At 65.1% G+C, this 790-nt stretch carries 1 pseudogene; it reads right to left on the bottom strand.

The features are described 5' to 3' along the window. Positions 1-602, bottom strand: a pseudogene (locus E5X34_RS32610) (hypothetical protein); the annotation flags it as partial. Positions 603-790: the final 188 nt, after the last annotated feature.

Here is a 790-nt window from a genome sequence, read left to right on the forward strand (position 1 = left end):
GTCGGTGAGCCGAGCGCCAGAACGTAAAGCAGAAGGGCCTCGTCGTAACCTTCCCAGCGGTATTTGATGAACCCGTTTTCCGGGCTCCAGCCATGCGTCACCGTTGCGCCCTGGTTCTGTGCCCATTGCCAGTCGGCACGCCGATAGAGCGCATCGGCAAGCGTGCGGATTTCGTGGTCGTCGGCGGTCTCTTCACCGAAATACGCAGCCGCCGTGAGAGCCCCTGCCAAAAGGAGCGCGCTGTCGATCGTCGACAGCTCGCATCGCCAGGCACGCCGTCCCGTCTGCATGTCGAGGAAATGATAGTAGAACCCCCGGTAGCCGGTGGCATCAGGCTCCGGCCCCTGGGGACTCGTCCAGAAGAAGCGGAGCGTAGCCAGGGTTCGTCCGACGGCTTCTTGCCGGGCCATGTATCCGCGCTCGACGGCGACTGGGTAGCAGGCAAGAGCGAGGCCCGTCGCGGCGATGCTGGCCGGCCAATCGGCGGCGGTCTTGTCGCGGATGAGGCCGTTGGCGGGATTCACCTCGTCCAGGAAGTAGTCGAACGTCTCGTGCTGCAACTGCAGCAGCTCTTCCGTGCGGACGCGCCGCTTCGTCTTCATGGTCTCACCTGGAGATCTCGCGTCGATTGCGGGGGGCCGTCGGGTCTGGCGCAACGGCCCCTTCGTGTCTCACATCATGCCCATCGGCGCCGGCACGAGCAGCTTGTCGGCCACCGCCTTCTGGGCATCGTCCAGCGACGCGTAGAAGGGCTCCAAAGCGACCTTGAGCCGCCTCAGTCCCTCGAGCC

It is taken from the genome of Mesorhizobium sp., assembly GCF_004963255.1.
Classification (GTDB): Bacteria; Pseudomonadota; Alphaproteobacteria; order Rhizobiales; family Rhizobiaceae; genus Mesorhizobium.